Genomic DNA, 24,277 nt, shown 5'->3' with positions numbered 1-24,277 from the left:
GCCAAAGTTCTTTCCGGTACCTCTAAAGGATACTGAAATGACGATTCTTTAATTGTATGACGGTAACCGAGCAATTTTCCGTTTCGGCTCCCGCCCAAAAATCACGGTCGGGAAGCTGATTCACGATGCTGACCGTCGCCTTGATAAAAGCGCCGTGTGTAAAAACCATCATACTGGAAAACCGCGACTCATATCCGTATGCTTTTTCTTCCAGAAAAGACCGGCACCTTGCTTTCAGCTCCTGAATTGTTTCCCCGCCCCGCGGCGGAAGATACTTTTCAGGGTGCTTAAAATAGTTATGTAACCTGAAAAACGGGCATTTGTAAATAAGCGGCAGGGACTGCCCCTCCCTTACTCCATAAGAGATTTCCCTCAGAAGCCGGTTTGTGTACAGAGAACAGTTCTCCCTGCCCGCCAAAAAAATCTCCGCTGTTTCCCGTGCTCTTTTCAATGGGCTCGTATAAGCGATATCCACCGGTATCTGTATCATTTTCCCGGCTGCCAGTCTCGCCTGTTTTCGTCCGGCTTCATTTAACGGGATATCTGCCTGGCCCTGAATTTTCAATTCACGGTTCCAATCAGTTTCTCCGTGCCGGATCAGATAGATTTTCATTCGCTCGTATTGGCTTTTGCCGGCTTTTTGAATCTCCTGCCGAATTTCTCGCGGAATGCTTCGTTGTCCTTGACAGCGTCGATGAAAACAGCGATCAATACGACGGCGCCTGTAACGATTGTCTCCCAGTAGGAGGATACCCGCAGCAAGGTGATACAGGTGCTGATCACGCTGCTGAGGAAGCCGCCCACGATTGTGCCGACAACCGATCCCAAACCGCCGGCCATGGAAGTGCCGCCGAGCACCGCCGCCGTAATGGATTCCATCTGCCAGCTCTCTCCAATGCTTGCCTGAAAGGATGCCAGCTTACAGGACATCATGACGCCGGCAAAAGCGGACAGCAGGCCGCTGAGGCAATAGACCATAATTTCAATTTTCACCGTGGGAATTCCCACAATTTTCGCACAGTTCCGGTTTCCGCCAAGGGCGTAAACATAGCGCCCAAACCGGGTCTTTTTCAGCATGACGGTCAGCAGGATGCAGATAACGACCATGAAAATAACAATGTTGGGAAGAATGCCGTTGATGATGCCGTTTGCCAGATGTTCCGCAGAATCCGGCATTCCCGTAATCGGCATTCCCTTCGTGACGACATAAACAACTCCCTTGTAGATCTGCATGGTCGCAAGGGTAACGATAAAAGGAGTCATTTTGAACTTTGCAATGAAGAATCCATTGACCGCGCCGAGCGGAATTCCCATAAGAGTCGTGATAAGAATTGCAAGATACGGATTGATTCCGTACTGAACCATGAAAATGGCATTTGCCATGCCGCATACGGAGCCAATCGTTGCTACGGAAAGGTCGATGCCTCCCGTTAAAAGGACAATTGTCTGCCCAAAACCGACGATGATCACGAACGATGCCGCCCTTGTCAGGGTACTGATATTGTATGCGGTAAAGAAATTACCCGTAGCGATCTGTACAGCGACTCCCACTAATAAGGTAACAATCAGCACCATCCCCGCCGTTGACTTGAAAAATTTAATTGTTTTATTCATAATTAACGAAACCTCCCGCTACTGAAAAGCTACCTTAAGAACATCTTCCTGTGTGGTCAGATCAACATCATCAATGAACCCGCTCACTTTGCCGCGGCAAATCACCATGATTCTGTCGGCCATCGCGAAAACTTCATCCATTTCGGAAGAAATCACGACCACGGCGACACCATGATCCGCAAGCTCGCGAATCAGATTATGGATTTCTCCCTTGGCATTTACATCAATGCCCCGGGTGGGTTCATCAAGGATCAGCATCCGGACGCCTTTGGCCATCCATCTGGCTACGATCACCTTCTGCTGATTGCCGCCGGACAGGTTTTTGATCAGCGTGTCTCTGGACGCGGTTTTTATGGACATTTCTTTGATATACTGATCAGCAAGAGAGGCAGCCTGGCTGTAATCAATCAACCCATGCTCCAGCATCTGCTTATAGGAAGGAAGCACCATGTTTTCCATAACCGACATGGACGGCGTAATTCCGTCATGCCTTCTTTCTTCCGATACATATCCCATCCCATGTGCGATCGCCGACATTGGGGAATTGATTGCAACTTCTTTACCTTCAATGTAAGTATGTGCGCCCGGTTCGCTCTGTGTGATTCCAAATACACATTTGAAGATTTCCGTTCTTCCCGCTCCAACCAGACCGGCCACACATAAAATTTCACCTTTGCGGATATGGAAGCTGATATCTTCAAACTCACCTTTTCTGCTCAGGTGCTTTGCCTCATAAAAAATTTCATCCGATACATTTCTCTTGACTCGTTTCAGTTGTTGTACCTGTTTTCCTGCCATTTTTGTTATCATTTCATCTTTGGTTATTTCTGACGCAGGCACTTCTTCCACCAATTTTCCGTCCTTCATAATCGTGATCCGATCCGCCTGCTGCATCACCTCATCCAAATGATGGGTGATAAAGACCATCGCCGTACCCCGCTGCTTCAGCTCCTGCATCGACTGAAAAAGATTTTCCGCTTCCACATTGGTAAGGACGGAGGTCGGTTCATCCAGAATCAACACCTTGGGGGTATAGGCCAGTGCGCGCGCAATGGAAACCAGCTGCTGGTAGGCTGCCGACAGCTCTTTTACCGGCTGCGTAACATCGATTTCAACATTGAGTACCTTCAGAATTTCTTTTGCTCTTTTTTGAGTTTCCTTGGAGTCGATCACCCCGAACTTCACAATCTCGTTTCCGAGGAAAATGTTCTCGGCGGCGCTGGCCTCCGCGACCAGATTCAGCTCCTGGGGAACCAGTACGATATTTTTTTTCAGAGCTTCTTCAGGGGTGGAGAGCCTTAAAGGCTCCCCCTCCATAAAGATTTCTCCTTCGTCCATGGAAATTTGCCCGGTAAGGATATTCATCAATGTGCTTTTGCCGGCTCCGTTTTCGCCGACCAAAGCATGAATTTCCCCTTTCCTTAATTTAAGGCATATCTTATCCAATGCTTTTGTTCCGGGAAAGGTTTTGGTGATATCCTTCATTTCAATGATATAATCATCATTTTGATTGCGTGTTTGCATCTGCATTATCTCCATACAGCATCTTGATGAACTTGTCGGCGTCCGCCGCATACACGGAGGTTGAGCCGACTGCCGTCGATTCTTCGACCTTTTCGCCGTCGATGGTCTTGATTGCGTTGTAGATCAGCTTATAGCCCATATCATAGCAGTTCTGGACCTGTGCAACATACAGGGTGCCGTCTTTCAGATATTTGAGCGTGCGAAGATCGTGGTCCATGCCGCCGATGACGATCTTACCGGATTTGCCCGCGTCCTTGACTGCCTGGCAGGCGCCGACCGGGTTGGACATGTTGTTGCAGAGGATTCCGCCGAGGTCCGGATAGGCCTGCAGCCAGGACTCCGTGATGCTGATCGCTTTTTCGACGGCGTCATTGTCCCTCTGTTCGTCAACGATTTTGATATCCGGGTATTTTGCGATCGTGTCCTTGAACCCTTTTAATCTTGCTTCATGGGAGGCAGCGCCCATCGTTCCCGAAAGAATCGCGATTTGCCCTTTACCGCCCATTTTTTCACAGACAGCTTTTGCGAGCGTGCAGCCGTCGCCGTAGTTATCTGTATTTCCTACAAAAAACGACCTCTTACAGTTCTCCACGTCGGAGCTTGCGAAGGTTGCGACCGGAATCCCTTTTTCCACTGCGGCGTCGATTGCCTTTGCCGTCGTTTCAGGCTGGTTTACATCGACTGCGATCAGGTCGTATCCCTGACCCACGGCGGTTTCGATCGAGTTGACCTGATCGACCGCATTGGGTTCCGCCGGTCCGTACCACTCGTAATCGACTGTGACGCCTTTGCCGTCCATATCCTTCACCGCCGCATCGACACCGGCTTTGATTGCGTCATACCAGCTGTGGATGTTCTTGTATGTACAGTAGATTTTGTAGCTCTTTTTCTTCGGCGTATAGGATGTGTCAAATTTCTGGTCTGCAAGGTCGGTTTTGCCGGTGGCGCTGTCACCCGCCTTAGCCACCACGCTGTTCGTACCCTCGGTTTTCGTTCCGGAAGAAGTTGCGGCAGGTGCCGACGACGCGCAGCCCGCCAGCAGGGAAACCGCCAGCAGTGCTGCGGTTGCTACAGATAACAGTTTTTTCCTCATCTTTTTCTCCTCCAAATCAATACAATTAGCCGTATCTCGCAATTGAGTGGAAAAACGGGCACGGCGAACACCATTTTCTCCATTTATATAGAAGCAACAGGACCCCGACCGATGTGATTGAATTGATAAAATAAGGATAGAAACCTATTGCAATCTATCGGCAGACAAACAGACGGAACCTTCCGTTGAAAAGGAAACACGGTTCAGAACTTTATGACCGCTTTGATGACTTCATCCTTATGGTTCGTACTGTATTCAATTGCATGGATGCAATCTTTAAAATCGAATACGTGGGAAACGATTTTATCCAGAGGAATGGCACCGGAGGCGACCGCCGAGATGGCTTTCGGATACAGATTCCGATAGCGGTAAACGGAATAGACCGTGCCTTCCATTGCGTTGAGGGTGGCAACGTCGAGCTCGAGAACAGGTTCCGGCGAAACGCCGACCAGCGTGACTTTTCCGGCACGTTTGATCAGCCTACAGGTCTGCAGGGTCGTGAGCCGGTTTCCCGCGCATTCGTATACCTGATCGACTCCGCCGCCCGGCAGCGTTTTAGCAAATTCCTCGATGCTCTCTCTCCTGCTGTTGAAGACCCTTGTCGCGCCGACTTCCATTGCCTTTTCCAGCCGCTTGTCCAGAACGTCCGCCACATAGATTTCGCTGATGCCCCTGGCTTTCAGGCTCATGATCGTACACAACCCGATGCAGCCGCTGCCGAGGACGATAGCGCTTTCCCCGATTTTCGCGTCGGACAGCTCCGTCGCGTGCAATCCTACGTTCAGCGGTTCAAGCAGCCCGCCCTCCATAGTGCCGACGGAATCCGGGAGTTTGTAGCACATGGAAGCGTCGTGGACGCAATACTCCGAAAACACGCCGTCGCGCTCGTGCGGAATCGCGAGCATTTTTACGTCCTTGCACAGGTTATAGTGGCCTTTTCTGCAGTCTTCACATTTTCCGCAGGGCACCGCTGGCTCGATCGCCACTTTATCCCCCACTGAAAATCCCTCGACGCCTTCCCCGACTGCGGTAACAACGCCTCCCGGCTCATGGCCGAGCGCGAGCGGCCCGTCAAGCTCCCAGTTGGCGAGCCGGCCCTCCTGATAGAAATGAAGGTCCGAGCCGCAGACGCCAACATATTCCAGCTTGATCTGCAGTTCTCCGGGTTTTGGCTGGGGAATCTCCCGTTCGGTCCAGTCGAGTTTCTGCTTGCCAATCAATACACATACTTTCATTTTTCCCTGCATGGTTATTTCCTCCCTGATCATTCATTTTTACAAACTTTTCTTGATCGCGATAAGATTTCTGACCTTCTCCGCGATTCCTTCCGGGTCCATTCTGTAATATCTGAAAACTTCCTCGTCGGTTCCATTTGGGACGTCTTCATCCGGGATTCCGCATATTTTCATTGGGACGGGCCTGTTCTGTGCAAGAAATTCGGATACAGCGCCTCCCAGGCCGCCGTAGATGCTGTGTTCTTCCAGCGTAAGGATACACCGGCACTCTTCCGCCACCCTGCCGAGCATTTCGGTATCCAGCGGCTTGATGGTATGCATGTCTACAACCGTGACGTCGATCCCTTCTTTTTTCAGCAGTTCGGCGGCTTCAATGGCTTTGCAGACCAGCTGCCCGCAAACGACGATGGCCGCGTCGCGGCCGTCGAACCATCTGTTCGCCCTGCCGATTCTGATTTCCGACGCGTCCCGGTACAACACGGGGACCGCATTCCTTCCGATTCTGATATAAGTCGGCCTTCCCTCGTTCAGCAGTTCGGCGGTAACGGCCCGCATCTGCGTAGCGTCGGAGGGGATTTCCACCGTCAGGTTCGGTATGGCACGCATCAGCGCAATATCCTGAAGAGAATGATGCGTTGCCCCCAGCGCCCCATAGCTGATGCCCCCGCTGATCCCGATTACCGTTACATTGTTATTGGAATACGCCACGTCGACTTTGACCTGCTCCGAAGAACGTGTGCTGTAAAAGCTTGCCGGTCCGATCACAAATACTTTTTTACCTATGTAAGACATTCCGGCGGAAACCGTGACCGCATTCTGTTCCGCAATCCCCATTTCCACAAACTGTTCGGGAAGTTCGTCGGGGTAGCTTCCCAGCTTTGCGGAACCCTTCGAGTCGGTGCAAACAACTATAATATCTTTATCGCTTTTGGCTTTTTCAAGAATCATCTTGGAAAAAGCACTGCTGCAAGCTTCTTTTTCCATTAAGCCAGTTCCTTTCTGTATTCGTCCATGTCTTTTTTCAACTGTTCCAGCTGTTCTTTCGTTGGGGTCTTATGGTGCCATTCGGCCTTATTTTCCGCACAGGCGAGCCTTTTTCCCTTGATTGTATCCGCAATAATACAGATGGGACGGCCTTTTTCCCGATTGCTCAGCGCAGTAAAAATCTGATCAAAATTATGCCCGTCGATCTCAACCGTTTTAAACCCAAACGCTTCCGCCTTTTCCTTCAGCTTTTCAAGCGGCATCACCGTTTCGGTGCTTCCGCTGATTTGGAGAAAATTCCGGTCGACAATCCACGTCAGGTTGTCAAGCTGATATTTTGACGCGGACATCAAAGCCTCCCAATTGCTTCCTTCGGCAAGCTCTCCGTCGCCGGTAAGCACATACACGCGATTCTCTTTATGGTTTTTTTTCAGAGCCAGCGCAATTCCGGTGGCCAGCCCCAGACCGTGCCCCAAAGACCCGGTATTCGCTTCGACGCCGGTGATTTTTTTGTTGGGATGCCCTCCGAGAGGGGAGCCAAATTTCCCGTATGTATCCAATTCTTCTTTCCCAATATACCCGTATTCCGCCAAAAGAGTATAATAAGTCTCGGATGAATGCCCTTTGCTTAATACGAAATAATCTCTTTCGCTCCATTTCGGATTTTTGGGATCATGTTTGATGTAGTTGAATATGGCGACCATGATATCCACTTCCGAAAGATCGCCGCCGATATGCCCGCCTCCTCCGTTATAAATCAGTTCCACTGTCTTTTCACAGATTTCAGACGCCTGAATCTCCAATTTCCTGATCTGCTGATCGTCCAGCATTTTTTACTCCTCCTTACTGCCGAGCAGCATGTTGATTGCTTGGTTCCATCCGAAAACCTTTTCTGCTCGGATATTGCCGTTCATCCGCGGACGATATATATGATATGAAATAGCCTCGTAAATACGGGATTCATCATATAGGCCTGAAGAAATACCGGCCAGATAAGCGGCCCCAATGACGGAAAGCTCCTCCGCGTCCGGTATCTTAATGTCTATTTCGGTAATATCGCTTTGAAACTGCATGAGATATTGGTCTCTTGTAGGCCCTCCGTCCACGCACATCTGCGGGATGTTGAGACCGGTATCCTTTCTCATTGCTTCAATCACATCGTTGATTTGATAAGCCGCACATTCGCAGCCGGCTTTCACGATTTCTTTCCTGCCGGTTGTTCTGCTCATCCCGGTAATCAGCGCGCGCGTATCGTGCCTCCACCAGGGGGCGCCCAGGCCGGAAAACGCGGGGATGATATAAGTCTGATCATGCTCATCCGCTTCGCTTGCAAGCCCGGATGTTTCAGAGGCGGACTGAATAAGCCCAAGCTCATCTTTCAGCCACGAGATCACGGCACCCGTATAATTGATGTTGCCTTCCAGCACATAGGAAACTTTTCCTTTTACTTTCCAGGCGAGCGACGTGGATAAACCGTGTTTACTGAAAAACGGTTCAAAGCCCGTGTTCAGCATGACGGACGAGCCCGTCCCGTAAGTTGCCTTGATGTCGCCTTCATTCAGACAGTGATGTCCAAACAAAGCGCCGTGGGAATCGCCCAAAACTCCGCAAACAGGAATCGGCGCTTCAAGATACCCCTCCAGATCCGTATGGCCAAAGACCGAATCGGAATCGCAGACCTCCGGAAGCGCATCCATTGGGATATGAAAGATGCCACAGAGCTCCTCGTCCCACGCAAGATTTCTGATATGAAACAGCTGTGTCCTGCTTGCGTTGGAATAATCGGTTTTGAAAGAGGCCCCATGTGTAAGCTTATAAATCAGCCAGCTGTCTACGGTTCCCAACGCCAGGGTATGGTTTTTGATCTTATCCTCCATGTCCGGAAAGTTTTCGATCATCCATGCCATTTTGGCGGCCGGGTAATACGGAGACAAGTTTAAGCCCGTCTTGCTGTAAACGGCTTCTGTCACAGAAGGGTCCGCACCAATACGGTCACAAAGGTTCTTGGCTCTGTTACACTGCCAGACGATTGCATTCCCAACCGGACGGCCGGTCTTTTTATCCCAGCAAACCGTGGTTTCGCGCTGATTGTCTATCCCCATGCAGACGATCTTTTTTCTGTCAATTCCGGTCTTTTCGACGACCGCTTTGCAGACGGCGACAACGTTACGATAAATTTCTTCCGGATCATGTGACACCCAGCTCTTTTCATTGACGATCTGCCTATGGGGGCGATCACATCTGCCAATTATTTTTCCGCGTTCGTCAAATAGAACCGCCTTGGTACCCTGCGTGCTTTGGTCAACACCCAAAATATAAAATGTACTCAAAATGTTTCTATTCCTCTCGAATTTGTTTTATAAAGAACTTTATTTTGTTTATTTTTGATTCATATGCTTTCTATATTGAACATTATAAACACATTAGCGCTAGTTGTCAATAGATTATGTTTGCTTTTTTGTATGATATGTTTGATTCGTGTTCGTTTTCAATCGTTTTAAAACAATCTGTTGTTATTTTTAAAGTTTTATATTATAATAGATTCAAATTCCATGCCATGAATGTTCGAATATCCTTGATACAAAAAGTATTAAATTGATAAAGGTGTGCAAAGTATGCAAAAAGATCGACCGGCCCAAATCATTGAAATCATGCAGTCCCAAAATATCATTTCCATCAGCGAGCTTTCCAGGCTGCTCAACTGTACCGAAATGACGGTTAGAAGAAATCTTGACAAGCTGCAGGAAATGAATTTTGTAAAGCGCGAGCATGGCTATGCCGTTTTGCTGAAAAACGCGCAGGAGACGGATTATTATGTTCAGATAGAGGAGAATAAAAAGGAAAAAGAAGCCATTGCAGCCATTGCGCTGCAGTATCTGGTTCCTTTTGAAAGCATCTGCCTGGATTCGGGAACTACGATCCAGCAAATGGTGACAATGATGCCGCAGAACATCCCCTTGTCGGTGATTACCTCCAGCCTGACCGCCACCTTGACTTTATCGAATTACAGCAGTGTTCAGGTTTTGCTTCCGACCGGTTTTCTGAATCATGCAAACCGCTCCATCTTATTTGCCGAACCGGAACACATTTCGCAATACAAAGCGGACATCGCTTTTATTTCCTGCCGCGCTTTCCGGGTTCCGGGAGGGGCGTATGAGCATACGCAGAATTTGACCACAACCAAAAAAGCGCTGGCCTCCATCGCGGAAAAACGCATTCTGCTGCTCGATTATTCCAAATGGGATGTCAATTCCTTATGTAATTCTATAAGCCTTGAAGAAATCAATACCATTATTACCGATGACAAGGCTCCTGCCGCATCTGTAAAAAAAGCCGCCGACTTCGGTACGGAGATCATTATTGTAAATTCAGACACGAAATCCGTTGTGGAGCATTACAATGCGGACAAGAAAACCAGCCGGCAATAACAGGATGTTTGAAAAACAGCAGGGACAAGGTAAAGCCTTGTCCCTGCTGTTTTTTATGAAGGTACTAAATCAACGGTATAGAAGTTCTCCGGCACCATGTGACCGTAGTGATAAACACGTCCCCTTTGCAGCGAGCAAGGGCCCTATCGCTCTTCCCGCAAACCGGTGACCGGTTGGGGAATATCTGCGTACTCGGACAACGACCGCCGGCATTATGAAATGTTCTCCAATTCTCTGGTGATCAGCGCCGATGCGATACGCAGCGCTTTGATCCTGCGGATAAGCAAAGTGTGCTGGGAAGTACCTTCTTTCAATTTTGGCTGCACTTTTTCACACTTGCTGATCGTGGAAGCGATTGCCCGGAGCGCTTCCTGCAGCTCTTCCTTTGTAAAGCCCTCCACAAGCTCACTCCTTTTCCTGCGTGACTCAAGCTTTCCGTATCGGGTGACGGATGACGGTTTTCAGTTTGGACGCTTCCGTCCTGCGGGGATCACTCAAATAAATTTCGTGATGATGCCGTTTATCGGTAATTTCAACAGCATACCCGTTTTGTTTCACGTATTGCTCCATTGCCAGGACAGTGGCCGGTTCGCCGTCATAAGGGCCCAGATGCATGCACTGCACGCACAGCCCCTCGTCATAGGAAAAGAATTCCACCGGAGAAAAGTCCGTCTTCTTTTTCCTCGCCGCCTCTTCCTGTGCCCATTCAAAATCGGGCTCCTTCACGAAATCCGGCAGACGAATCAGGGAAATCCACTGAAAGCGGTCCTTGCGGGAGTAGTCGACGCCACGGACGCCCTCCTGCCACCAGAGTCCTTCCAGCGGCGGCACGACATATTCAAAAAAACCTTCGATTTGACGGGTGCTCTTATAGCTCATCTTGATGGTGTAGGCCATACCATAGAGCAGTTCCATGGCCTTTTTGTACTCCCCGTCCTCTTCATTGGGGTCGCCTTTTCCCCGTACGGCGAGGAAATTCATTGCCGGAATTTCCACAATACCGGGATGCTCCGGCGGCAAATAAAATTCCCTGTACTCTTTCTTATAGTCGAACGTCATCATTTTCCCTCCTTAATATGGATATCAACAGCGCCAATCCTCCAGCATTTTGCTCAAAATTCTATTCGTTTCCCATCACCTGCAGCAGGCTTTGGACATCTTTTTGTATCAGGCTGTGCATCGTATCTTTAAACGGAAGATCATGGATGGAAAGCGCCTTGTTCTTCATTTTGCCGCGCAGCGCCTTCTTGTATCGGGCCACATCCTCCAGAGTTTTCAGTATTATTGTACCGAATCAATATGCAATTGTAAAGTTATTCCTCATCCGCGCCCTTTTTGTCTTCCCGCGATAACGAAATCGTTCGCACTTCCGATTCCGGCAATGATATGGTTAGCTCCTCACATTCCCGCTGTGCCGTAATCAGAATATCGACAGCCATATTGATTTTATGCGGGTTTCGCATGAAAGTCAATATGCAATTTTCGCATATTATACAATATCTGTGAGGTGAGAATATTGTATCAGCATATCAGAGATTTGCGGGAAGACCACGATCTAACTCAACAGCAGCTGGCGGAACTGCTTAACATCAGCCAAACAACCTATTCGAGATACGAAAGCGGGGCTTTGGATATTCCCAGCTCGTCACTAATATCCCTGGCGAAATTTTATCAGACAAGCGTGGACTATCTGTTAGGCCTGACCAGTCATAAAACGCCATACAATAAGTAAATGCTGTTTTCTTTATGGTGCCTGAAAAGATTGACAAAGCAGACGGGAGGGTGTATCGTATGATTATTATTAACATGATGGCCTTTGTGGAGCGGGTTGTTTCCTATTTCCTGCGCAAGGTGCCGGAGGAATATGAAAAGGGCACTATCACAGCGGTGAAGTGCATGTCCGAAAATTGTTCTGAAAAGTTGTCCCGCAAGGACGGCTTTTTTAACCGGCTTGAGTTAGCGTAGGCTAACCATTAACAGGCGAACAGAAAGCCGCCCGTTTCCCTGGCCGCCATGACGGAGGGCACACGAAAAACGCCAAGGGAAAGAAAATCAGAAGGAGTGACGACAGGTATGGCGCATGAAGAAATCCGGCAGGCTTATCAGATGCTGGGACAGGAGGCTACCGCCTACGACGGTATGATCACCTGCTCCACGCTTTTTGGCAGAACCATCTGCAAACTGGTGTGGGATATGAACAAGGCGGATAATGACCGCTATCTGCAGCTGGCGCTTGCCGGAATCCGGGAGGACTTTGCCGGAAAGCTTCTGGAAGTTCCCGTGGGTACGGGCGTCCTCACCATGCCGGTATACCAGAAGCTGGCAAATGCGGACGTGACCTGTCTGGACTACTCGACAGAAATGATGGCCACCGCGCAAAAAAGGGCGGAAAAGTTCGGATTGCGGCAGGTCCGCTTTGTACAGGGCGACGTGGGTGGCCTCCCCTTTGAAAACGGCAGCTTCGACGTCGTATTGTCCCTGAACGGCTTTCACGCCTTTCCGGACAAGGGCGCGGCCTATCGCGAGACCTTCCGGGTGCTGAAGCCCGGCGGGATTTTCTGCGGCTGCTTTTATATCCGGGGCGAAACCCGGCGCACCGATTGGTTTATCCGGCATTTTTACGAACCGAAGGGCTTTTTTACTCCTCCGTTTGAGACGGCGGAAAGCCTGAAAAAACAACTGGAAAATTTCTACGCAAACGTGACCCTGGATACGGTAAAATCCATGGCCTGCTTTTGCTGCCGCAAGGGGGAATCAAGAAAATGATGAAACGCTTTTTCCAAAACACTCGAAAGCCGGAGGGCTTTCTTGGGCGCATGATGCTCCGCAGCATGAACGGAGGGCATACGCCGCTGTCCACCTGGGGGCTTTCCCTGATTTATCCCGCGCCGGACGCCCACGTGCTGGACATTGGCTGCGGCGGGGGCGCGAACATCGCAAGGCTGATGAATCTCTGTCCCCTAGGGTTCGTGGACGGCATCGACTATTCCTCAGAAAGCGTCGCCTTCAGTCGGAAGAAAAACGCCGCGGACCTTGGCAAACGGTGTGAGATCCGACAAGGGGACGTAGGGGCGCTGCCCTATGCCGACGCAGCCTTCGATCTGGTGACCGCTTTTGAAACGGTCTATTTCTGGCCTGATCTCGAAAAAGCTTTTGCCGAGGTCCTGCGCGTACTCAAACCCGGAGGGCAGTTCCTCCTCGTATGCGAAATGGATGATCCGGCCAACACTACCTGGACCGGGCTCATCGACGGGATGACGGTCTATGCCGGCGAGGACCTGAAGGTTCGGCTGGAACAGGCGGGTTTTGTTCCCGTCCGCCTGTTACGGAACAAAAAGGGCTGGATCGGTCTGCTGGCCGGAAAAGCGGAAGGGGGACTTTTATGAAAAAGCAAACAAAAATCGACTATGCAAATTGGATACCGGCAAAGCTGCCGACTACCTTAGGCGTGACCGGCCTCCTGCTGGCCCTGCTGTTCATCGCCAGTTTCCTGCCGGCAGCGAACGTTCCCGTTATCATCCTTCGGATTTTTTTCGCTGCCGCGGCGCTTCTGACGCTGGCCCTTTTCGGATACATGGCCCGCGCCCGCCGGCTGCTCTCTTATGAGGGCGGCGGCGTGCAGGGCAAAATTCTGGACAATGTACTGCGCTATCTCGATTGGGACGGGCACGGTACGCTTCTGGATATCGGCTGCGGCAGCGGCGCGCTGACCATCAAGGCCGCAAAAAAATATCCGGATGCCCGCTGCGTCGGCATGGACTACTGGGGCGCAATGTGGGACTACGCAAAGGAACAGTGCGAAACCAACGCGGAGCTGGAAGGAGTTGCAAAACGTACGTCCTTTCAAAAGGGCGACGCAGCGCATCTGGATTTTCCTGACGGGCACTTCGATGCCGCGGTAAGCAATTTTGTCTTTCACGAGGTACGCACCCAGCCGGATAAACTGGCGCTGATCCGGGAGGCTCTGCGGGTACTGAAGCCCGGCGCGCCCTTCGCGTTTGAAGATGTGTTTTTCTCCCAGAAGAATTATCCGAATTTGAACGCGCTGGTGGAAACGCTGTCAAAAGAGGTAACGGAAATCCGCTTCGTGGACACCCGGAAGAACAGCTTTGTTCCAAAGCTGTTGCGGACGTCTTTGGTCGCCGGAGAAATGGGACTTATCTGCGGGAAGAAATAAAACTCCTGACCTCTGTTTTTATTTTTGGGGGATCCCTCCTATATTAAAAAGAGAAACTGCTGACAAAAAATACCGCCTGCTTTTTTTGCAGGCGGTATTTTTTACTGATGACGCTTATTTCTTTTTCACGGGGTAGCAAACCTCCGTCACCCATTCGTCAGGATTCTGCGTTTCATGAGGGCTGACATGGTAAATGTTGAAGAAAGGCCCGTTAAAATCGTAACCGTTATCGCGAACCCAATTGGCAACAGCCTCACTGACTCCGTCGATTTTGTCATAGCCTCCCTTGTAGGTGGCTGAAGCGATCAAAACAGGCGGCTCGGTTTTGAACACCACATGCTCGGTGTTCGGGTAGCTGCCCCGCACGGATTTCTGAACTTCCACGTCCACGTCGTTTTCCTTGTACTCTGCATCGTGGAAAATCGCCAGCGTGTAGCAGGGCTCTCCGTCCTGCATGTTTAACGGGGCGGTTTCTTTCATGAGGACATGCCAGAGCCTGCCCTCGTAGTCATATGCGGGAATGATCTGCCGGACGCTGGCAACATAGCGTTCAGGCAGCGTTTTTAAAGTTACATTGTAACTCATCGCGGTTCCATCCTTTCTCAGCCGTTTAATGGCTGTTTCAAGGAGCAGCAGACGGTGCGCGGTTAACTCGGCCTCTGCTTTTACTTCGGTTTGCTTTACGGACAAAAACTCCGCCAGCTTTTGCGGATCATCGTAGATTTTCAGAATTTCCCCGATAACGGACAGGCCGAACCCCATATCCTTGAGACAATTAATCCGACCGGCCACAGGGAGCTGATCCTCGCCGTAATAGCGGTAGCCAGTAAAAGAATCGATACTTTTGGGCACCAGCAGGCCGATTTCGTCGTAATGCCGCAGCATCCGGATGCTGATCCTTGACAGTTTAGAAAAATCACCTATTTTCAGCATGATAGATCCCTCACACATGTGTTTTTTCGAGCTCAGTTACAGTATAGAGTATACCATAATGGGAGAGTCAAGAGGCATTTTACAATTTATCAGCCGAGGCTTAACCTTTATCTTTCCGTTCTTTTATGGCGTTTTTTCGCCTCATACATTTTTTTATCGGCCAGCTTGATGATCTCCTCCGCCGTTAAGCCGGAGTCCGGCATTGTCACCACTCCCAGTGATACCGTAATGCCAATATCGCTGCCCTGTATGGGGAACGCCGCTTTATCAAAATCCTGATAAATCCGCTGTGAAACGCGGTGCGCCTCTTCGCTGCCGGTATTGTTCAGGCAGATCACGAACTCGTCGCCGCCGTAGCGGGCCGCCCAGTCCGTCTCGTTTCTGATGCATTTCCGGATCGTTCCCGCCGCGAATTTCAGAACCTGGTCCCCGGCCGCATGACCGAAGGTATCGTTGACCGACTTCATATTGTCAATATCGATAAAAATAACCGACAGCGGCTTCTGGCCCACCATCGCGCCGACAATATCGGCGGGCAGACGGTCGTCCAGAAACCGGCGGTTATACAAAGACGTCAGCTCGTCCCGGATGACCATATCGTTGATATCCCTGACCGCGTTAAACAGCACCTGACCCTTATTGTATTCGCCCGTGCCGATCATCATGGTATCCGTCGCGTTTTTCAGAATTTCCAGCACCACGGGGTGTTCCTCGGAGTCGATCGGCAGGGCAGTGACCAGCATAATCACATCGGGGCTGTGCTCCAGCTTCATAAAGCTCTTCTGTTCCCGGTGCGCCCTGATCGACACGCAGTTTTCACAGATGCGCCCGCTGCTCCAATAGGCGTAACACGCCTCGCACGTTTCGGCCGTACCGTTATTGCGGTATTCCATAACCCTTTTCCGCACGGGGTCCACAAGACGGACCGCATCATACATTTTGTGAAAAAAGTCCAAGTTCGCCTGCAGTTTGTCCAGCGTAATTTTTTCGGTCATACATACTCTCCTTAAGATGATAAGACGGAAACAACGGATGCGCTCAAGAGCAGAAAAACAGAGTAAAATCTGCGCAGTCGGGTAATTATGTTTTTTATTATACAATGAGAATGCAAATATGGCAAACTACAGGCAGGCCATCATAAAACATCCGAAATTAACGGCTCAGGCCGGGAGGGGCAGCTTCTTAATTTTGCTGAAACACGGAAAAGTCCCCCAGCGCAAGCGCCGGGTCAATCCGCACGCAGCCCTCCGTATCCACACAGGCCGTCATATATTCAAAATGCTTTGCATCCAGCGGGTTCCCGCTGGACTGAGCCACTTTGCTTGCATATTCCAGGTCGTCGGCCAGAACAAACAGATAGACGTACATGGACCCGTTTTCCACACTGGTAAAATAAATTTCCAGATGCTCCTTTTCATTTTTCAGCGTTTCATTGCCCGCCTCCTTGTTTTCCTTTAAAAATTCAAGCCACTCCCGCGCGAGGTCTTCCTTTCCGGATTTAATTTTCACACGCCATAAAACAATGTCCATTCTATTTTCTCCTCCTTGTATTTTCGTCCGATTACGGCCGGTTAGTCAACGCTAACCTAATCATACAGGAAACACCGCTTTAAGTCAAGAAATACGGGTCCATAAACGTATTTTCTTTACATGCCCGGCGGAATATGCTACGATATGATTCGTTATCACTAACCATATAAAAACACCCCGCCGGCATCCTGCGGTGCGAGTGCGTATCCAGGAAAAAGCTTTCCCGCGGATGCAAACAAAAAGTCCAAACGGTGCCAAACCGTCCAATCGGAGCGGAAGTCAAAACCGGCAGCCATTATACTGTTTTGTGACGGACGCTGTCAGGCGTCCTAATAAAAAGCCGGTTAGTTAGCTACAGCTAACCGCTGTCAGGGGGAAACAAAAATGGCTTCAAACAACTTAAACAGAGGGCTGACAGGAAAGGATCTCATTACGGTGGGAATCTTCTCCGCCCTTTACTTCGTCATTAACTTTATCTTCATGCTGCTGGGCGGACTGCATCCCTTAATCTGGATCCTGATGCCCGGCTTCATCGCCTTGTTTTCGGGGATTCCCTTTATGCTGATGTGCGCCAAGGTACAGAAGCCCTGGGCCGTACTGCTGATGGGCATTATTACCGGTCTTATTTATTTTGTAACGGGTCAGTTCACAGTGGTGATCCTTGTAACGTTCGTCATTTCCTGTTCTCTGGCGGAGCTCGCCCGCGCCGTTACGAAATACGGGAGCTTTCAGGGAAACACGGCGGCTTTCGTGCTGTTTTCGCTTGGCATGACGGGATCGCCGCTTCCGCTCTGGCTGATGCGGGACAGCTTCCTTTCCCAGATTTCCTCGCAGGGAATCCCGGCGGACTACCTTGAAACCCTGAAAGCCGTTTCCTCGCCCGCCATGTTGTTCGTCCTTTTTGCGGCGCCTGTTGTCGGCGCGATATTCGGCGCTTACATTACCAGAGGCATGTTTAAAAAGCACTTTGTCAAGGCGGGCATCGTTTGAGCATGCAAAAACATCTGCGAATCGATCCCCGCACAGGGCTGCTTCTGCTGGTGATGTCCAACATCATCGCGTTCACACAGAACTCCTTCCCGGTAGAAACCGGCTGGATTCTTTCCCTCTGTCTGCTGGCGGCTTTCTGCGGCTGCGGCAGGGCGGTCGCCCGGTGGCTGCTGGCCTTCTGCCTGCTTCTGGGCCTTCAATATTACGTGTTTCCGGTATCCGCAAAGATCATTGCCACCAGCTTTTCCATTTTTGCAAATTACACGCGAAGAATGTTCCCCTGCCTGGTCGTCGGTATGCTGATGGTAAAAAAGACGCCGCTTCGGGACCTGATCGTGGGTCTGAGGAAATGGCATTTTCCGCAGAAGCTGATCGTGGCGGTATCGGTGACCCTGCGCTACTTTCCCGCGATCCGTGAAGAGGCCGGATACATACGCGACGCCATGAAGCTTCGGAAGATTCACGGGCTTCAGAAAGTGGAATGTCTGGTCATTCCTTTGATGATCTCGGCGACCGGCACCGCGGAAGAGCTCGCGGCGGCGGCGGTGACGCGCGGCATTGAAAACCCCGCTCCCAAAACAAGCGTGGTGGAGCTCCGCCTGACCGCGGCGGACGGAGCGTGTATTCTGGCCGGGGTTCTCTTCACCGCCGCTTCCTGCCTGATCAGATGAAAGGAGGTGCTTTATGATTTCCATTGAAGACGTATCCTTCGGCTATTCCGGAGAGCACGGCACGCTTCACGATGTTACCCTGAAAATACGGGACGGCGAGTGCATTCTGCTCTGCGGAGAATCCGGATGCGGAAAAACGACGGTCACCAAGCTGATGAACGGGCTGGTCCCGCATTTTACGGACGGCTGCGCGCTGGCAGGCAGGGTATCCGCCGAAGGCCTTGCGGTGGCCGAAACGGAGCTTTACGAGCTTGCAAAGCGGGTGGGCTCCGTATTTCAGAACCCCAAAAGCCAGTTTTTCAACCTCGATTCCGACAGCGAGCTGGCTTTCGGTCTGGAAAATCAGGGAGCCGCGCCGGATTTCATACGAACACGGCTGAAGGAAACCGTCCGGAACCTGCGGATGGAAGCCCTTCAGGGCAGAAGCATCTTCTCGATGTCGGGAGGGGAAAAGCAGATGCTGGCCTTCGCCTCCGTTTACGCCATGGACCCGGCGGTGTTCGTGCTGGACGAACCGACCGCGAACCTTGACGAGGATGCGGTCAAACGCCTGCGGGAGCAGCTTCGGTTTTTAAAGCGGCAGGGCCATACCGTGGTCATTGCAGAGCACCGCCTCTGGTTTCTGGACGGCCTGATCGACCGGGCGGTTTTCCTGAAAAACGGGAGAATTGAGCGGAGCTTTTCCGGCGGAGAATTCTTTTCCCTGCCGGAGAGGGAACGGATCGATATGGGACTGAGGGCGCTGACGCCGCCGGACGGTGCCCTGCCACCCGCTCTGCCCTGCGGCGCGGCGCGGGGGCTGTCGGTGGAAGGGCTTATCTGCGGCTTTGGAAAAGACGAGCCGGTGCTCCGGGCGCTTTCCTTTTCAGCGGTCCCCGGGGAAATTCTGGCGGTTTCCGGAAAAAACGGAATCGGCAAAACCACCTTGACCCGGTGCCTGTGCGGACTGATGCGCGAACTCGCGGGAACCGTTCGGCTGAACGGCAGGCGGCTGAACCGGAAGCAGCGGGCGAAAGCCGCCTTCTGCGTCATGCAGGACGTGAATCACCAGCTTTTTTCGGACAGCGTATTTGGAGAGTGCCTGCTGGCGGCCCCGGAATGCACAGACGAGCGGGTAAAGGAAGTCCTGAACCGGTTTGACCTGCTGCCGTTTCAGGAAAAGCATCCGATGGCGCTTTCCGGCGGGCAGAAGCAGCGGCTTGCCATAGCGACCGCCGTGCTTTCCGGCAAAGAGCTTCTGATATTTGACGAGCCCACCAGCGGACTGGATTACGCACACATGATGGAGGTGTCGTCCGTTGTCAGGCAATTGGCAGACGAAGGGCGCATCGTACTCATCGTGACCCACGACAGAGAATTTCTCCGCTGCGCCTGTGACAGGGAGCTGGAACTCAGGGAGGAGGGCTTATAAAATGCTGGAAGACCGGATTCTGAAAAGCAGCCGGCTGGTGCTGCTGGCCCAAAGCGACGGATGCTGCGTCTATCAGATGAAGAACGGAACCGGGGACGGCACCATGACTGTTTACGATATTTTCCCCGGCGTCATGCTGGCCTACAACGACTATCACATGGAGAACTGCTTTTCGGAATTTCAGACGGCGGAGGACCTGCTTTGCATCGACCACTGCCGGGAGGGGCGGCTGGAATACCCCTCAAAGGATGCCGCCTATTCCTACGTGGAGTCGGGCGATCTGAAAATTGACCGCAGGCTCAAGCATACCGGCCACTTTTCGTTTCCGCTCTCTCATTATCACGGAATCACGGTCTCCTTTCAGCTTTCGGAAGCCGCCCGCGCTTTGCCGGAGGAATTCCGGGACTTTCCCGTGGACCTGTACGGAATCCAGCGTAAATTCTGCGCCGGAAGCAGCCCGATGGTCCTGCACGGCGCGCCATCCATCGACCATATTTTTGACGAGCTGTACGCCGTTCCCGAAAAAATCAAACGGGCCTATTTTAAAATCAAGGTTCTGGAGCTGCTGTTGTACCTGGACGCTCTGGAGCTTCCGAAAAGCCGGGAAGAGCGGCCTTATTTTTATAAGTCCCAGGTGGAGAAAATCAAGTCCATGCGCGCCCTGATGGCGGAGCATCCGGAACGGCACTATACCATGGAGGAGCTCTCCGCACGGTTCAACATCCCGCTGACGCCGATGAAAAGCTGCTTCAAAAGCGTGTACGGCAGCCCGATCAGCACCTATATGCGCGTTTTCCGGATGAACCGTGCCGCGGTGCTTCTGCGGCAGGAAAGGGGTACCGGAATCGCCGAAATCGCAGGGCGGATCGGCTACGACAGCCCCAGCAAATTTGCGGCCGCCTTTAAGGCTGTGATCGGCAAAACACCGCTGGAGTACCGCAGAAACCTCCGTTAGCCCGACCGGTGTACGAAAAAATGGTCCATCCGGGCCGGTATCGTCCTTACGGAGCGGAAAAAGCAGTCGGAATCTCTTATGATATGGGTGGCCGGAACCGGCCGCCCAATTTTTATACAGGAGGAATCCACTTGAAAAAGAAAAGCTGGTTTTCCAGTTTACTGTCCTTTGCGGCGTACTGCAAGGGAAAAATCATCGCTTCCGTGATCTTTTCCGTAATCAGCGTTACGGCGGGGCTGATACCCTATCTGAGTGTTTATAAAATTCTGGAGGCGTTTATTCAGAATCGAATCGATACGGAAACGATTTTTACATGGTCGGGTATCGCCGCCGGAGCGTATCTGATCAAGACGCTGTTTTTCGGGATTTCCACGGCGCTGTCCCATGTCAGCGCGTATGTCATCCTGGAAAAGCTGCGGCTTCTTGTGGCGGACAAATTCCTGCACGCGCCGCTCGGAGAGGTCACCGCAAAGCCCATCGGGGAGATCAAGAACATGATCGTAGACAAAATTGAAAGCATCGAGCCGCCGCTGGCGCATGTGATCCCCGAGGCATCCGGCAACCTGGTGCTTCCCCTGATCAGCATCCTCATCCTTGCCGCGATCGACTGGAGGATGGCGCTCGCGTCGCTGGTCACGGTTCCCCTGACCATGATCCCCTTTTCCATGCTGATGAAAAGCAGCGGGAACAACTACGAAAAGTATATGAAATCCAGCAACACCGTCAGCAGCGTGATCGTCGAATACATCGAAGGCATCCAGGTCATTAAGACGTTCGGGCAGACGGGCAGGTCGTATGAGAAATTTTCAAACGCGATCGTGGACTACCGGAAGTTTATCCTCGACTGGATGTCTTCAACCTGGGTCACCATGAAGCTCTGCGTCGCGCTGTTCCCGTCCACGCTGCTGGGCGCGCTCCCCGTGGGTTTGCTGCTTTGCGTAAAGGGGACCCTCACTCCGGCGGAGCTGTGCCTTTGCATCATGATCGCCATGTCCATGGTCGGCTCGCTTGCCCATTTGGAGGTGTTTATGAACGAAATCAAGCAGATGGGTTTCATCATCCGTGACACGCAGAGCTTTCTGGATATGCCGGAGCTTCCGCAGCCGACAGGGCCCGCCCCGCTGAACGGCTTTGACGTCCGGCTTTCCGGCGTCCGGTTTTCCTATACCGGAGAGGAAAAGGACGAGGTGCTGCACGGAATCGACCTGCATTTGCCGCAGGGCGGCTTTACCGCGCTGGTCGGGCCGTCGGGCGGCGGCAAATCCACCGTGGCGAAGCTGATCGCCCGCTTCTGGGACGTTACGGGCGGGAACATTACCATCGGCGGCACCGACATCAGGGATATGCCGCTTTCGCAGCTTTCGTCGCTTGTCAGCTTCGTGACGCAGGACAATTATCTGTTCCAGTGTTCCCTGCTGGAAAACATCCGCATCGGGAATCCCGGCGCGACGGACGGAGAGGTCCGGGCGGCGGCGAAGGCGGCGCAGTGCGACGGGTTTATTTCAAAGCTTGAAAACGGCTACGACACGCCGGCGGGGGAAGCCGGGAGCCGCCTTTCCGGAGGCGAAAAGCAGCGGATCGCCATTGCGAGGATGATTTTGAAAAATGCGCCCATCGTCATCCTGGACGAGGCCACGGCCTTTACGGACCCGGAAAACGAGGATAAAATGCAGCGCTCGATTTCCGAACTGACCAGAGGGAAAACGCTGCTTGTCATCGCCCACAGGCTTTCCACGATCAAAAACGCGGATAACATTGTTGTTTTGAAAGACGGGGGCATCCTCGCACAGGGCAGACAGGAAGAGCTACTGAACGGCTGCCCGCTTTACCGGCAAATGTGGAAAGCGCATATCGGCGCCAAGGCATGGACCGTTTCGCAGAGAAAGGGGGCGGGCGCTCATGTTTAAGAGCATTCAAAGAATCATCCGCTGGTGCGGCGAGCTGAAGGGGCGCTTATACGCCGGCTTCGCGGTTTCGCTGTTTTCCACCTGGTTTTCCGCCGCGCCCGTCATGATCGCGGCCTATACGATCGGCCTGCTGATCGACGAAGCGCGGGGCGGCCCGGAATTCGACGAAAACTGGGTCTGGCTTTCTCTGGCTCTGATCGTCGTCTTCGTATTTTTGCGGTTCCTGTTCGACTATCTGCGCGCGAAATTTCAGGAGAGCATCAGCTACGAGCTTGCCGCGAGGGACCGCCTCGCCGTAGGAAGCATCTTAAAGCGCGTCTCGCTGGGATATTTTCAGAAGGTCAGCACGGGAGAAATCCTGAACGCGGTCACGACCGGCCTGAACACGCTGGAAAATATGGGCATCCGCATGATCGACACGATGGTCGGCGGTTACCTCAACTGCCTTTGCATCTTTCTCTGCCTTGCGGTTTTCAACCCGCTTGTCTCTCTGATCGCTGTTGCCGGGGTCGCTCTCTCTTTTCTGTTTTTACTCGGCATTTCCCATTACAGCGTGAAAAACGCGCCCGCCGCAGCCGCAGCGGACCGGGATATGGCGACCGCCGCCGTGGAATACGCGAGAGGGCTTTCCGTGGTAAAATCTTTCGGGCAGGGCGGGGCAGCGCTGGCCTCCATGAAAAAGGCCTGCGGCGACAGCAAGCGGGTCCGGCTCAAAATCGAGTGCGGGTTCATCCCCAACAACTGCGGGCATCTGCTGGCGCTGCGGCTGGCGTCGGCCGCTCTGGTCCTTTCCTCCGCCTATCTGGGGATGAGCGGACAGATGCCGCTTTCCGTCATGCTGATGTTCTGCCTGTTTTCCTTCACCATTTTCGGCGGGGTGGAGCCGATCGCCGACACAGCACACATTCTCGGCGTGATCGACGAGGCGATGGACCAGCTCGACAGGCTGAAAACGGAGGAACACATAGACGAAGCAGGCAAAGATATCCGGCTGAAAAGCTTCAATATCGGCTTTCACGACGTTTCTTTCGGTTACGACAGCAGAAAGGTACTCGAACACGTGTCGTTTACGATTCCGCAGAATACCATGACCGCCATTGTGGGACCTTCCGGCGGCGGCAAGACCACGGTGTGCAATCTGCTCGCCCGGTTTTACGACGTGTGGAGCGGCAGCGTTACGGTAGGCGGCCGCGACGTGCGTGAGTTTACGTGCGACAGCCTGCTTTCCAATATCTCCATGGTGTTCCAGAACGTCTATCTGTTCCATGACACCATCCGGAAAAACATCTGCTTCGGCAAACCCGACGCCACCGAGGAAGAAATGGTGGAAGCGGCAAAGGCTGCCTGCTGCCATGAGTTTATTTCCGCGCTGCCCGACGGGTACGACACGGTTGTCGGCGAGGGCGGCTCCACGCTTTCTGGCGGGGAAAAACAGCGCGTTTCGATTGCCAGAGCCATCCTGAAAAACGCGCCGGTCGTTATTCTCGACGAGGCGACCGCCAGCGTGGACCCGGAAAACGAGCACCTGATCCAGCAGGCCATCTCCAGCCTGACCCGGGGAAAGACCATCATCGTGATCGCCCACCGGCTGGCCACCATTGAAAACGCCGACCAGATTCTGGTGATCGACGACGGGCGTGTGGCCCAGAGAGGAACACATGCCGAGCTGATGGCTCAGGACGGGATTTACCGGAACTTTGTCTCCATCCGTCAATCGGCGGAAGGGTGGAAAATCACCTGAACCGGGCAGAAACACAGCCGGTTGTAAAAACGCCTGATATTGCATTCTTCCGTATTTTTTGATATCATTATTTTCAAATATGAA

At 52.1% G+C, this 24,277-nt stretch carries 26 protein-coding genes; 12 read left to right on the top strand and 14 right to left on the bottom strand.

What is annotated here, in order from left to right; genetic code table 11:
• Nucleotides 1-22 precede the first annotated feature (22 nt).
• The 8 genes from LY85_RS12375 to LY85_RS12340 all read right to left on the bottom strand — a co-directional run bounded on the left by LY85_RS12375 (nucleotide 23) and on the right by LY85_RS12340 (nucleotide 8,780).
• Complete coding sequence (locus LY85_RS12375; RefSeq protein WP_141826887.1) at nucleotides 23-613, bottom strand: histidine phosphatase family protein; 591 nt, start codon at nucleotides 611-613, stop codon at nucleotides 23-25.
• The gene (locus LY85_RS12370; protein ID WP_141826886.1) at nucleotides 610-1,614 is read right to left on the bottom strand and encodes an ABC transporter permease; all 1,005 of its coding nucleotides are present in this window, start codon (nucleotides 1,612-1,614) and stop codon (nucleotides 610-612) included. The genes LY85_RS12375 and LY85_RS12370 overlap by 4 nt, the downstream gene beginning before the upstream one ends.
• A gap of 18 nt (nucleotides 1,615-1,632) precedes the next feature.
• Nucleotides 1,633-3,138, bottom strand: coding sequence for a sugar ABC transporter ATP-binding protein (locus LY85_RS12365; RefSeq protein WP_141826885.1), 1,506 nt, complete (start codon nucleotides 3,136-3,138; stop codon nucleotides 1,633-1,635).
• Complete coding sequence (locus tag LY85_RS12360; RefSeq protein ID WP_141826884.1) at nucleotides 3,116-4,231, bottom strand: substrate-binding domain-containing protein; 1,116 nt, start codon at nucleotides 4,229-4,231, stop codon at nucleotides 3,116-3,118. Before LY85_RS12360 ends, LY85_RS12365 begins: the two co-directional genes overlap by 23 nt.
• A gap of 203 nt (nucleotides 4,232-4,434) precedes the next feature.
• Nucleotides 4,435-5,478 (bottom strand): NAD(P)-dependent alcohol dehydrogenase, encoded by a 1,044-nt coding sequence (locus LY85_RS12355; RefSeq protein WP_141826883.1) that lies wholly within the window; start codon nucleotides 5,476-5,478, stop codon nucleotides 4,435-4,437.
• A gap of 27 nt (nucleotides 5,479-5,505) precedes the next feature.
• Nucleotides 5,506-6,450 carry a transketolase C-terminal domain-containing protein gene (locus LY85_RS12350; RefSeq protein WP_141826882.1) on the bottom strand — a complete coding sequence of 315 codons (945 nt, stop codon included), beginning with the start codon at nucleotides 6,448-6,450 and terminating at the stop codon, nucleotides 5,506-5,508.
• A complete protein-coding gene (locus tag LY85_RS12345; protein WP_141826881.1) occupies nucleotides 6,450-7,280 on the bottom strand; it encodes a transketolase in 831 nt (276 codons plus the stop codon). The genes LY85_RS12350 and LY85_RS12345 overlap by 1 nt, the downstream gene beginning before the upstream one ends.
• Nucleotides 7,281-7,283: 3 nt before the next feature.
• Nucleotides 7,284-8,780 carry a glycerol kinase gene (locus LY85_RS12340; RefSeq protein WP_141826880.1) on the bottom strand — a complete coding sequence of 499 codons (1,497 nt, stop codon included), beginning with the start codon at nucleotides 8,778-8,780 and terminating at the stop codon, nucleotides 7,284-7,286.
• Between the two features lie 285 nt (nucleotides 8,781-9,065).
• On the opposite strand from LY85_RS12340, the gene LY85_RS12335 reads away from it, so the two are divergent.
• Nucleotides 9,066-9,878, top strand: a complete 813-nt coding sequence (locus LY85_RS12335) for a DeoR/GlpR family DNA-binding transcription regulator (protein ID WP_141826879.1) — start codon at nucleotides 9,066-9,068, stop codon at nucleotides 9,876-9,878.
• A gap of 212 nt (nucleotides 9,879-10,090) precedes the next feature.
• Here the strand turns inward: LY85_RS12335 and LY85_RS12330 are convergent, their stop codons facing one another.
• The 3 genes from LY85_RS12330 to LY85_RS19345 all read right to left on the bottom strand — a co-directional run bounded on the left by LY85_RS12330 (nucleotide 10,091) and on the right by LY85_RS19345 (nucleotide 11,139).
• Complete coding sequence (locus tag LY85_RS12330) at nucleotides 10,091-10,279, bottom strand: hypothetical protein (protein WP_141826878.1); 189 nt, start codon at nucleotides 10,277-10,279, stop codon at nucleotides 10,091-10,093.
• Between the two features lie 25 nt (nucleotides 10,280-10,304).
• Nucleotides 10,305-10,937 (bottom strand): GyrI-like domain-containing protein, encoded by a 633-nt coding sequence (locus LY85_RS12325; RefSeq protein WP_141828080.1) that lies wholly within the window; start codon nucleotides 10,935-10,937, stop codon nucleotides 10,305-10,307.
• A 61-nt stretch (nucleotides 10,938-10,998) separates the two neighbouring features.
• Nucleotides 10,999-11,139, bottom strand: a complete 141-nt coding sequence (locus tag LY85_RS19345; RefSeq protein WP_185741205.1) for a hypothetical protein — start codon at nucleotides 11,137-11,139, stop codon at nucleotides 10,999-11,001.
• 255 nt (nucleotides 11,140-11,394) lie between these two features.
• Between LY85_RS19345 and LY85_RS12320 the strand changes: the two genes are divergently transcribed.
• The 5 genes from LY85_RS12320 to LY85_RS12305 all read left to right on the top strand — a co-directional run bounded on the left by LY85_RS12320 (nucleotide 11,395) and on the right by LY85_RS12305 (nucleotide 14,055).
• Entirely contained in the window at nucleotides 11,395-11,610 is a 216-nt protein-coding gene (locus tag LY85_RS12320) for a helix-turn-helix transcriptional regulator (RefSeq protein WP_141826877.1), read from the top strand.
• A gap of 59 nt (nucleotides 11,611-11,669) precedes the next feature.
• Nucleotides 11,670-11,843, top strand: coding sequence for a hypothetical protein (locus tag LY85_RS19340; protein WP_185741204.1), 174 nt, complete (start codon nucleotides 11,670-11,672; stop codon nucleotides 11,841-11,843).
• 108 nt (nucleotides 11,844-11,951) lie between these two features.
• Nucleotides 11,952-12,644, top strand: a complete 693-nt coding sequence (locus LY85_RS12315) for a class I SAM-dependent methyltransferase (protein WP_141826876.1) — start codon at nucleotides 11,952-11,954, stop codon at nucleotides 12,642-12,644.
• Entirely contained in the window at nucleotides 12,641-13,264 is a 624-nt protein-coding gene (locus LY85_RS12310; protein WP_243122544.1) for a class I SAM-dependent methyltransferase, read from the top strand. Before LY85_RS12315 ends, LY85_RS12310 begins: the two co-directional genes overlap by 4 nt.
• Entirely contained in the window at nucleotides 13,261-14,055 is a 795-nt protein-coding gene (locus LY85_RS12305; protein ID WP_141826875.1) for a class I SAM-dependent methyltransferase, read from the top strand. The genes LY85_RS12310 and LY85_RS12305 overlap by 4 nt, the downstream gene beginning before the upstream one ends.
• 114 nt (nucleotides 14,056-14,169) lie before the next feature.
• Here LY85_RS12305 and LY85_RS12300 read toward each other — a convergent pair whose 3' ends face one another.
• The 3 genes from LY85_RS12300 to LY85_RS12290 form a co-directional block, all read right to left on the bottom strand.
• On the bottom strand, nucleotides 14,170-14,988 hold the full coding sequence (locus tag LY85_RS12300) for a MerR family transcriptional regulator (RefSeq protein WP_141826874.1): 819 nt from the start codon (nucleotides 14,986-14,988) through the stop codon (nucleotides 14,170-14,172).
• 107 nt (nucleotides 14,989-15,095) lie between these two features.
• On the bottom strand, nucleotides 15,096-15,983 hold the full coding sequence (locus LY85_RS12295; protein ID WP_141826873.1) for a GGDEF domain-containing protein: 888 nt from the start codon (nucleotides 15,981-15,983) through the stop codon (nucleotides 15,096-15,098).
• A gap of 187 nt (nucleotides 15,984-16,170) precedes the next feature.
• Nucleotides 16,171-16,518 (bottom strand): DUF6176 family protein, encoded by a 348-nt coding sequence (locus LY85_RS12290; protein WP_038322199.1) that lies wholly within the window; start codon nucleotides 16,516-16,518, stop codon nucleotides 16,171-16,173.
• Nucleotides 16,519-16,902: 384 nt separating this feature from the next.
• Between LY85_RS12290 and LY85_RS12285 the strand changes: the two genes are divergently transcribed.
• The 6 genes from LY85_RS12285 (at nucleotide 16,903) to LY85_RS12260 (ending at nucleotide 24,193) form a co-directional block, all read left to right on the top strand.
• Nucleotides 16,903-17,508, top strand: a complete 606-nt coding sequence (locus LY85_RS12285) for an MptD family putative ECF transporter S component (RefSeq protein ID WP_141826872.1) — start codon at nucleotides 16,903-16,905, stop codon at nucleotides 17,506-17,508.
• Between the two features lie 2 nt (nucleotides 17,509-17,510).
• A complete protein-coding gene (locus LY85_RS12280) occupies nucleotides 17,511-18,179 on the top strand; it encodes an energy-coupling factor transporter transmembrane component T (protein ID WP_141828077.1) in 669 nt (222 codons plus the stop codon).
• A gap of 13 nt (nucleotides 18,180-18,192) precedes the next feature.
• On the top strand, nucleotides 18,193-19,590 hold the full coding sequence (locus LY85_RS12275) for an energy-coupling factor ABC transporter ATP-binding protein (protein WP_141826871.1): 1,398 nt from the start codon (nucleotides 18,193-18,195) through the stop codon (nucleotides 19,588-19,590).
• 1 nt (nucleotide 19,591) lies between these two features.
• Complete coding sequence (locus LY85_RS12270; protein WP_141826870.1) at nucleotides 19,592-20,545, top strand: AraC family transcriptional regulator; 954 nt, start codon at nucleotides 19,592-19,594, stop codon at nucleotides 20,543-20,545.
• A gap of 125 nt (nucleotides 20,546-20,670) precedes the next feature.
• The gene (locus tag LY85_RS12265) at nucleotides 20,671-22,452 is read left to right on the top strand and encodes an ABC transporter ATP-binding protein (RefSeq protein WP_141828075.1); all 1,782 of its coding nucleotides are present in this window, start codon (nucleotides 20,671-20,673) and stop codon (nucleotides 22,450-22,452) included.
• Entirely contained in the window at nucleotides 22,445-24,193 is a 1,749-nt protein-coding gene (locus tag LY85_RS12260) for an ABC transporter ATP-binding protein (protein WP_141826869.1), read from the top strand. The genes LY85_RS12265 and LY85_RS12260 overlap by 8 nt, the downstream gene beginning before the upstream one ends.
• Nucleotides 24,194-24,277: the final 84 nt, after the last annotated feature.

It is taken from the genome of Clostridium sp. KNHs216, from assembly GCF_006714885.1.
In the GTDB taxonomy this organism is placed as follows: domain Bacteria; phylum Bacillota; class Clostridia; order Oscillospirales; family Acutalibacteraceae; genus Caproiciproducens.
The sequence above is the reverse complement of the archived record's forward strand: the minus strand, read 5'-3'. Positions and strand labels throughout refer to the sequence as shown.